Below are 9,069 nucleotides of genomic sequence, written 5' to 3'. Positions count from 1 at the left end.
GAGGTTGGTCAAATTTACGTGATCTGTGCCAGGGCTGGCTTCTTGCTACAAATCACACTTAACGGGAAAAGTAAGCTAATCTCACTTGTTTTTCTGATTGTATCAAGGATAGCAAGATTGTCATCACCAAAAACTGAGATGGTGTCAGGTATTTTTGTCTAGGAGTCTGGTAGAATGTTAGTATCATTATTTGTTTGGATAGGCAAGCGTGTAACAATTCTGCTGCCTATCTTTTTTTACCATAAGTTGGCTCAATCCTTACTAACTATGGGTTTTGGGCTGGTTGTCACCCCCCCAGGACTGAGTGCTAATGTTGCCTATCAAAATGCAGCGAAAGATATTGAATATATAACAGGGATTACGGTTCCAGCGAAGACACAACTCATATTAGTACATTATCAAAAATTTGAGCAGCCCATTGCAACAGCAGATATTGCCGAGTTAAGTTTAGACGGTGGAAAAGCACGATTAATCACACAAAAAGGAGAAAAATCGGAGTGGAAAGATTATAAAGCAATTGTGTCAGCAGCAGGGATAGTAGGTAGTTTTGACAAAAATGAGGTAATTATTAATTGGGCCAATCAACAGCCACTAGAAAAACCAGTAAATTGTTTAGGCGATGGACATGATGGTGTATGGAATATATTCAAGGAAATTAGTTGTAAACAGGACAGACGGGAAATTCTGGACTGGTATCATTTGAATGAAAATCTTCAGAAAGTCGGCGGTTCAATTAAGCGATTGAAGCAAGCAGAAACATATTTATGGAAAGGAAATGTAAAAAGTGCAAAAGCACTATTTACAGAGTTAAAGAGAAAAACAGCAGTTAATTTTTGCAAATATTTAGAAAAGCACAAAGAAAGAATTATTAATTACGAAACTTTCCTTCATAGATGAAATATGTTCAATTGGCACGCGGCGCAGTAGAATCAGGAATTAAGCAAATAGCTAGACGAATTAAAATATCTGGAGCAAGTTGGAAATCAGAAAATATTGGACAGGTATTGGCTCATCGATGTGCTTACTTAAATGACTTAATTGGTAAGCAAAGAAAGAATAGAGTATAAATACTCATCGCAAAAGTGACACGCTCCCAAAGGATTTGGCTGGTGCACCCTTGTCTGCGGGGAAGTTGGCCGCATATTCTGATTCAAATTCTGACCACAGGATTATTTGAGCCATTTTTACCCAACGGTTATCTGCTGACAATTTACATCCGTTGGCTAGTTCAAAGTCTAAGGCTGGGAGGAGAGCAAGCTCAGCTTTTCTGTACACGTTCGCAGGTGATGATGCACGGGTTTTGATCTATTTTACCTGTTTTTCTTGCACACTTCTCTCGATCGCACGCTCTCTTCATCCAGGCTACGTCAAGTGCGATCGGCTTATTCAGCAAGCCCTAAATAAGTAGGCCCCGAAAAAAAACAGATCGCCTATATCTTCAACCCTTGCCTTGCGGGTGCCAGTCTGTCTGTCCGTAAACTCAGTGGTTTCAACCGCCCAGTGTTAATATTACACTCAATCTCAAATCTCAAATCTCAAATCTCAAATCTCAAATCGGATGACTTGTCAATTGCCGATCGCACAACGAGAGAATAAATAAGTATACCCACAAAAAAAACAGAGTAGCTAGATCTTCAACCCTGGCCTTGCAAGTGCAAGTCTGACAAGCAGTGCTTGAAACCGCCGAGTGTTAATATTACACTCAATCTCAAATCTCAAATCTCAAATCGGATGACAAACCCCACCGAATACCGGCAAAGACGCGAACAGTTAATGGCAAAAATTGGCAGCGGAACGGCCATATTTCGCAGCGCGCCCGCTGCCGTCATGCACAACGATGTAGAATACGCATACCGACAAGATAGCGATTTTTTCTACTTAACTGGTTTCAACGAAGCTTCGGCGGTAGCAGTCCTCGCGCCGCACCACGAAGAACACAAATTTATCTTGTTCGTGCAGCCAAAAGACTTGGAAAAAGAAACTTGGCACGGTTATCGCGCCGGAGTAGAAGGCGCTAAGGAATTGTACGGCGCGGATGAAGCTTTCCCCATCGCCGAACTTGCAGAAAAACTGCCGAAATATTTAGAAAAGGCCGATCGCATATACTATCACTTCGGGCGCGATCGTGCTTTTGACCAAGCAGTCCTCAATCACTGGCAGCGCTTGATGGCAACCTACCCGAAACGCGGCACGGGCCCGACTGCTATAGAAGATTCCAACATCATTTTACATCCGATGCGGCTGGTGAAAAGCGAAACTGAATTAGCATTAATGCGAAAAGCCGCTAATATCTCAGTTGCAGCGCACAACCGCGCCCAAGAATTCGCAAAACCTGGCAGGTACGAATACGAAATTCAAGCTGAAATCGAACATACTTTTGGCTTAAATGGCTGCACTCCTGCTTATCCTTCAATTGTTGCATCTGGTTATAATTCCTGCGTTCTCCACTACATCGAAAACAACCGGCAAATGCAGGAAAATGATTTGTTGCTAATAGATGCCGGTTGTGCTTGCGGCTACTACAACGCCGATATTACTCGCACCTTTCCTGTCAGCGGCAAATTTACAGCCGAACAAAAGATAATTTACGACTTAGTTTTGCAAGCACAATTGCAGGCAATTAGTCAAGTATATCCGGGAAATCCTTACAGCAAAATTCACGAAACAGCCGTGCGCGTTTTGGTGGAAGGTTTAATGGATTTAAAACTTTTGGTGGGGGACATTGAAGAGATAATTAAAGAAGAGAAATACAAGCCATTTTATATGCACCGCACCGGTCATTGGCTGGGACTGGACGTGCACGATGTCGGGGTTTATCAGTACGGCGAAAATCCGCAAGTTTTGCAGCCAGGACAAGTGCTGACGGTGGAACCGGGGATTTATATTTCTCCTTATATTAAACCCGTTGAAGGACAGCCGGATGTTCCTGAAAAATGGCGCGGTATTGGCGTGAGAATTGAAGATGATGTTTTGGTGACAGTTGAGGGCCATGAAGTGTTGACGGCGGGAGTTCCTAAATAAAGGTGGAAGGCTTTGGCACAACTCAAGAAAGATTGACTACTTAAGTTGGCAGTAAAGGCTTGAGCTTTGTTAGTATTAACTTGAAAAAGCTCAAGTCCGCAACAGCAAAACCTAGAGCGCTTATGTGTATTGATCCTACCAAGATCGATCGACCTCTCGAAACCTGCGAAGCATTAGTAGCAGAGCAAAAAGAAAAAATTCGGCAACTTGAACAGGATTTGCAGCAGCAGAGAGAATTGTGCCAAAAATTAGAAGCACAACTCAAAACAGTCGAAAATGCTAGCTTTTCGAGTTCTGCAACAGAATTTGATATCAGCGAGGACGATCGCATTCGGTTAATCGCATCTCTGGAAAAAAGCCAGGAAATGTACCGAACTCTCATCAAACATTATCCGAATGGCTCGGTGTTTTTGTTCGATCGGGATTTGCGCTATACTCTGGTTGACGGCCAAGGTTTAGCACTAGCTGGTTTGTCTAAAGAACAATTGGAAGGCAAAACATTGTGGGAAGTATCGCCACCTGAAGATTTGCCACTTTTTGAGACTACATATCGCGCGGCTTTGGCAGGAAAAGAGAATACTTTTGAATATAAATACGGCAGTCGCGTTTATTCAATAACAGTTTCCCCCGTCAAAAACGACCGGGAAGAAATTTTTGCAGGCATGGTCGTTACTCAAGATATTACTGAAAAAAAACAGGCAGAAATAGCGCTGGAAGAAATCACAAATCAGCTAGAAATTAAATATCAAAAGCGCACTGAAGACTTGAAAAAAGCCAACAATCAATTGCAGGAAGAAATTATCTATCGCGGGCGCGCCGAAAAAGCTCTGCGGGAAAGCCAGGAACAGCTAGAATTGTTTTTCTCTCAATCTTTAGATGGCTTTTTCTTTATGATGCTGGACGAACCCGTGTACTGGGATGATACAGTTGACAAAGAAAAAGTCTTGGATTACGTATTTGCTAACGGACGAGTAACGAAGGCAAACGATGCTTTGATAGCTCAATACGGAGGTACTAGGGAAGAGTTTATTGGCAGGACGCTTTACTCTTTTTTATCGCACAATTTGACTGGCGGTAGAGAGATAATCAGGGAATTTTTTGATGCGGGCAGAATTCACGTTGAAAATGACAATCGCAAGTTTGACGGGACTCTAATTTGGGTCGAATGCGACTATATTTGCATTTACGATTTCCACAGCAGAATCGTCGGGTATTTTGGCGTGCAGCGCGATATTAGCGAGCGCAAAAAAACAGAAGCAGCACTCAAAGAAAGCGAAGAGAGGTTCCGACAGCTAGCAGAAAATATTAAAAGCGTGTTTTGGATGGTAGACGTTCAACCCCAGGAAATTATTTATATCAGTCCGGGCTACGAAAAAATTTGGGGCAGAAGCTCCACTGATTTGTATGCTTACGGACGCTTTTTTGCCGAGTCCATCCATCCAGAAGATCGCGATCGCATTATTGCTACCTTTACTAAAAAAATTGAGTCTGAAGAAGAGATCGAATATCGAATTGTCAGGCCGGACGGCGAAATTCGCTGGATTCGCGATCGGGCTTTTCCGATTAGAAATCAAGCTGGTCAAGTTTACCGCATCGTTGGTATTGCAGAAGATATAAGTGAAGGCAAACAGGCAGAAAAAACCATCCGTGAAAGTGAAGAACGCTTCCGCCAACTAGCAGAAAATATCCAAGATTCCTTCTGGCTAATGTCTGCTGAATTCACCGATTTATTGTATCTGAGTCCAGCTTACGAACACATCTGGGGGCGCAGCCACGAAGAATTATATGCCGAACCCTTAAAAATGATGGAGTGGGTGCATCCAGAAGATAAACATTTGTTAGAAGAGGCAATGGGGCGAGTGTTGCAGGGCGAGTCCACGAGTACCGAATATCGGATTTTTCGACCAGACGGCACGATGCGCTGGGTGTGCGATCGAGCTTTTTCCATTTACGACGAATCGGGCAACATTTACCGCATCGCGGGTATTGGCGAAGATATCAGCGATCGCAAATTTACCGAGGCCCGCATTCAAGCAGCACTCCGCGAAAAAGAAGTGTTGCTCAAAGAAATTCACCACCGAGTCAAAAATAATATGCAGGTAATTTCCAGCTTGCTGCAACTTCAAGCTCAATACATTGAAGACGAAGCTACGCTAGCTTTATTTGAAGAAAGCCAGACCCGCATCGATTCAATGGCTTTGATTCACGAGCAACTGTATCAATCTGAACATCTCGATCGGATCGACCTTCTCCCCTACGTCGAAAACTTGGTTGCTAATTTGTATCAATCTTTTGGGGGCGGCAACACTTCCATCCAATTCAATCTCAACGTTGACCCCATTTGTTTAAACATAGAAACAGCAATTCCTTGCGGATTAATTATTAACGAACTGGTTTCTAATTCGTTGAAATATGCCTTTAGCCCAAGTTCGGTAGGGGAAATTAATATTAATTTTTATGAAATAGGGACTCAGCAATTTAACTTAACTATTCAAGATAACGGTCGCGGATTTCCGGCAAATTTTGACGTGGAAAATACTGAAACATTAGGATTGCGATTAGTGCGAATGTTGGCTTGCCAATTAGACGGTACTATTGCGATTGACAGTCGGCGTGGAACCTGCTATAATTTGGTTTTCAAACAATTAAATTATAGGCAGCGCATTTAAAAAAAAATGAACCCTGTAAAAATTTTGGTTGTAGAAGACGAAGTTATTGTAGCCGAAGACATAGCAGGTCGATTAAAAAAACTCGGATATGTAGTAACAGCTACAGTTTCTTCAGGAGAAGAAGCAATTCAAAAAGCTACAGAAAATCCGCCCGATTTAGTGTTGATGGATATCGTGCTTAAAGGTGAGATGGACGGGGTAACAGCGGCAGAAAAAATCCGAAATCATAGGAATGTACCGACAGTATTTTTAACAGCTTATGCCGACGATAAAACGCTGCAAAGAGCGAAACTTACAGATCCATTCGGTTATATTATTAAACCATTTCAACAAAATGATTTGCGGGTGGGGATCGAGATTGCCCTGCACAGACACGAAATCGAAACCAAGATGCGAGAAGCTCTCAAAACTTCGGAAGCAGTCAGAGAGTCGATGGAAGAAAAATCGCACCGCCAAAACCAGTATATTTCAATGGCCGCTCACGAATTGCGCAACCCCCTCAACGCGATTTTAATCTCTGCGGAACTGCTCAAGCTCGATCGAACTCGCAGCAGTGACGAATCCCAAGTGAGAACCCTGCGCCTGGTGCACTCAGCTACCCAAAAGATGAACCAGCTAATCGACGATATGCTGTTCATGGGTCGAGCAGAAGCAGGCCAACTCAAATGCAATCCGTTACCGATAAATTTAGTCGAATTTTGTCAAGACTTGCTCGATCAATTGCTGTTAGGAAATGAAGCCAAACACAAACTAACATTAATCCCCTCAGATGTTACCAGCGCGATGTTAGATCGACAATTGCTGCACGGCATTCTCTCAAACTTAATCGTCAATGCCATCAAATATTCCCCCAACGGCGGGCAAGTCACCTTGGAATTGGAATGCCGTCAAGCAGCCGAAGGAGACAAAGAAGCTATTTTCTGCTTGTCTCCTGAGTGGTTGTTTCCCAATTCCCAATTTACAAATATTAATTCTCCCTTACTAATTATCCGTATCCGAGACGAAGGCATCGGTATCCCCGAAACCGAAGTAGGGAAAATATTTGAAATGTTTTACCGCTGCAAGAATACTGGAAAGATTAAAGGTAACGGTTTGGGATTAACAATTGTTAAAAAAGCTGTAGAATTGCAAGGAGGCGCGATCGCCTGCGAAAGCAAAATCGGCATGGGCACAACATTTAAAGTCGCGCTTCCTTACGTAGCACTTTCCTGTTCTAATCAACAGCCAAAAACTTAAATGCCACTACAAACACTAAGCAAAGTTTGGCAAAATCCACTCAACCGCCGCCGCTAAATTTGCTGCAATAAAATCAGGTTTAGTATGGTGCTGATACTCCCCACTCAACACGCTTTCTCCGTAACCAGTCTGCACCAAAATACCAGTACATCCGGCATTGTGAGCCATATCAACATCAGTAGCTTTATCTCCCACCATAAAACTATTTCGCAAATCTAAATCCTGTTCCCAAGCAGCCGCTACCAACATCCCCGTATTCGGTTTTCGCCACGTTGTATACCGCGTATATTCTGGATTGGTTCCGCCTTCCGCTGCGCTTAAATAAGGACAGTAATAAAGAGCATCTAACTTGGCTCCTGCTTCATTTTCTAATAGCTGACAAAGGCGTTTGTGCAAAGCTTCTACGTGGCTAACTGGATAATAACCCCTCGCTGGACCGGATTGGTTTGAAACCAAACAGCAAAATATTTGTTGGTCATTTAAACGGCGTACAGCTTTGGCGACTCCGGGGATTAAATGCAAATCTTCTAGTTTGTGAATGTAACCGGCTTCGATATTGAGAACGCCATCTCTGTCAAGAAATACTGCTCGTTTCATTGTTGTATGGTTTTTGATATAATATAAAACTCGGTGGCATCGGAATTGATATTACCCACATTCAGGACACGTCGCCGTGCCCTTGGACTACAATTAATCGGGCGATGGTTACATCTCTCATCAAGTGTTCGTGATTATTTTGGGGTAGGGACATGGCGCCTTGTCCTCATCATCATTGTAAAATAGATTGTTTGCCTAACCATTCGCGGAAACTATTATGATACAAACTATAGCCAATTTCTCCTCCTATTTCTTGTTTATTTAAGAACTCGATCCAATTGTCTAACACTTTTTCAACATCGTATTCATCCTCATCAATTATATTGGATATCGCACTTACAGACAAACCTGTTGTGGATTTTATTAAAACATTCACTACAGACAACTCGATCGCCGATAAAGCATCACCTCTCATCCGCAGCCAGTGGTTTTGATAATACGCTGCTAAACCGGGAGGAAGTTCAGAGACAAGTGACGACTCCCCCAGATTAGCATCGGGGTGTGAATTCTCGTTAATGGCAGGTAACATCTGACTCAGATACATGAAATTGTTTTCGCTGACAGTTGCGAGTTGTTGGCAGAATTCGGGTTGAGTTAAATCCGCTGCGGTTGGTAGGTATTGCTGAATGTAGTTAAGGATATCTTCGCGATTTTGGGCGGGATAATCTCTTAAATCGAGAGTTTGAGAAGGGGTTTCAATTAACAAACCTGATTTCTCTCTCAAAAACGGGCGGCGGGCGAGGATAAAATAAGTACGATCGCCCAAATATCTCGGCAGATAAAACAGATTTGTGCTGGGAGGTTGACTCGTGGGGGCGATCGCGTCTACAGAATCAATGACTACGATCAACTTTTGGCGATCGACCAATTTATCGCTAATTTGCTGAAGCAACAAAGACAGAAACCAACTCCCATCATCGGATTCGAGATTTTGAAGTTGAGATTTGAGCTTGACAATTTCCGATGTTTCCCCATTGGCGGCAAGGTATTTGTCAATCAGTTGAGTGCAGACTGAAGCCAGAAAATCTTCAGCTCGATTTTTGCCTTCAACTGCAGCGTTGTAATAGATACTGCGAGGATGGGCCCTGACATATTGGGCGAGGATGGAACTTTTGCCGCAGCCGGGAGTGCCGACAATTGTGAAATAACCGCGGCTGTGGGAGTCCAGAAAGTCGGAAATCGCACAAAAAACAAACTTGCGGCCTGCAAAATTATCGGTTTTTTCTCGCAGGAGTTGCTGAAATTCTATTGGGTAAGAATCGGTAGAGATGGGAGTTGCCAGAGGTGAGGAATTCATGTTAGTGCCTCCACCCCTTCTAGCTGCAGGAAATATACGCGACCGGATTCGTCGCCCGCTACAATTGTGACTCCATCGGGTGCAATGGCGCAACAGGCGATCGAACTTTCACCCGTGAAACTGGCAATCACATTTCCACTCGACAAATCCCAGACTTTGATGGTCTTGTCATCTGAACCAGAAATTGCCCGCTTGCCGTCGGGGGTGATGGCTACTGCTTTTACCGAGTCGCTGTGACCTTTGAGAGTA

The 9,069-nt window shown here is 43.3% G+C and carries 8 protein-coding genes and 1 pseudogene; 5 read left to right on the top strand and 4 right to left on the bottom strand.

What is annotated here, in order from left to right:
• Positions 1-174: 174 nt before the first annotated feature.
• The gene (locus QUA80_RS30535; RefSeq protein WP_333428690.1) at positions 175-897 is read left to right on the top strand and encodes a hypothetical protein; all 723 of its coding nucleotides are present in this window, start codon (positions 175-177) and stop codon (positions 895-897) included.
• Complete coding sequence (locus QUA80_RS30530) at positions 894-1,067, top strand: hypothetical protein (protein ID WP_333428689.1); 174 nt, start codon at positions 894-896, stop codon at positions 1,065-1,067. The genes QUA80_RS30535 and QUA80_RS30530 overlap by 4 nt, the downstream gene beginning before the upstream one ends.
• A 28-nt stretch (positions 1,068-1,095) precedes the next feature.
• Here the strand turns inward: QUA80_RS30530 and QUA80_RS30525 are convergent.
• Positions 1,096-1,275: pseudogene (locus QUA80_RS30525) on the bottom strand (IS5/IS1182 family transposase); the annotation flags it as partial.
• Positions 1,276-1,731: 456 nt separating this feature from the next.
• Between QUA80_RS30525 and QUA80_RS30520 the strand changes: the two are divergent.
• The 3 genes from QUA80_RS30520 to QUA80_RS30510 all read left to right on the top strand — a co-directional run bounded on the left by QUA80_RS30520 (position 1,732) and on the right by QUA80_RS30510 (position 6,926).
• Positions 1,732-3,021, top strand: a complete 1,290-nt coding sequence (locus QUA80_RS30520; RefSeq protein WP_333428688.1) for an aminopeptidase P N-terminal domain-containing protein — start codon at positions 1,732-1,734, stop codon at positions 3,019-3,021.
• A 122-nt stretch (positions 3,022-3,143) separates the two neighbouring features.
• A complete protein-coding gene (locus QUA80_RS30515; RefSeq protein ID WP_333428687.1) occupies positions 3,144-5,690 on the top strand; it encodes a PAS domain S-box protein in 2,547 nt (848 codons plus the stop codon).
• 6 nt (positions 5,691-5,696) lie between these two features.
• Entirely contained in the window at positions 5,697-6,926 is a 1,230-nt protein-coding gene (locus QUA80_RS30510) for an ATP-binding protein (protein ID WP_333428686.1), read from the top strand.
• 15 nt (positions 6,927-6,941) lie between these two features.
• On the opposite strand, the gene QUA80_RS30505 is transcribed toward QUA80_RS30510, so the two are convergent.
• The 3 genes from QUA80_RS30505 to QUA80_RS30495 all read right to left on the bottom strand — a co-directional run.
• Positions 6,942-7,523, bottom strand: coding sequence for an HAD family hydrolase (locus QUA80_RS30505; protein ID WP_333428685.1), 582 nt, complete (start codon positions 7,521-7,523; stop codon positions 6,942-6,944).
• A gap of 172 nt (positions 7,524-7,695) precedes the next feature.
• On the bottom strand, positions 7,696-8,820 hold the full coding sequence (locus QUA80_RS30500; protein ID WP_333428684.1) for an ATP-binding protein: 1,125 nt from the start codon (positions 8,818-8,820) through the stop codon (positions 7,696-7,698).
• Positions 8,817-9,069: WD40 repeat domain-containing protein (locus QUA80_RS30495; RefSeq protein ID WP_445302307.1), on the bottom strand; the 253-nt coding region annotated here is incomplete at its 5' end. The genes QUA80_RS30500 and QUA80_RS30495, both read right to left, overlap by 4 nt.

The sequence above is a fragment of the Microcoleus sp. F4-D5 genome (assembly GCF_036704885.1).
Lineage (GTDB): Bacteria > Cyanobacteriota > Cyanobacteriia > Cyanobacteriales > Microcoleaceae > Microcoleus.
Note: the sequence above shows the minus strand (reverse complement) of the source record. Positions and strands in the feature narration are given on the sequence as shown.

Excerpts from the sequence above, each read along its gene's own strand:
- QUA80_RS30505 (WP_333428685.1), bottom strand. The coding sequence starts at position 7,523 with ATGAAACGAGCAGTATTTCTTGACAGAGATGGCGTTCTCAATATCGAA.
- QUA80_RS30500 (WP_333428684.1), bottom strand. The coding sequence starts at position 8,820 with ATGAATTCCTCACCTCTGGCAACTCCCATCTCTACCGATTCTTACCCA.
- QUA80_RS30510 (WP_333428686.1), top strand. The coding sequence starts at position 5,697 with ATGAACCCTGTAAAAATTTTGGTTGTAGAAGACGAAGTTATTGTAGCC.
- QUA80_RS30515 (WP_333428687.1), top strand. The coding sequence starts at position 3,144 with ATGTGTATTGATCCTACCAAGATCGATCGACCTCTCGAAACCTGCGAA.
- QUA80_RS30520 (WP_333428688.1), top strand. The coding sequence starts at position 1,732 with ATGACAAACCCCACCGAATACCGGCAAAGACGCGAACAGTTAATGGCA.
- QUA80_RS30535 (WP_333428690.1), top strand. The coding sequence starts at position 175 with ATGTTAGTATCATTATTTGTTTGGATAGGCAAGCGTGTAACAATTCTG.
- QUA80_RS30530 (WP_333428689.1), top strand. The coding sequence starts at position 894 with ATGAAATATGTTCAATTGGCACGCGGCGCAGTAGAATCAGGAATTAAG.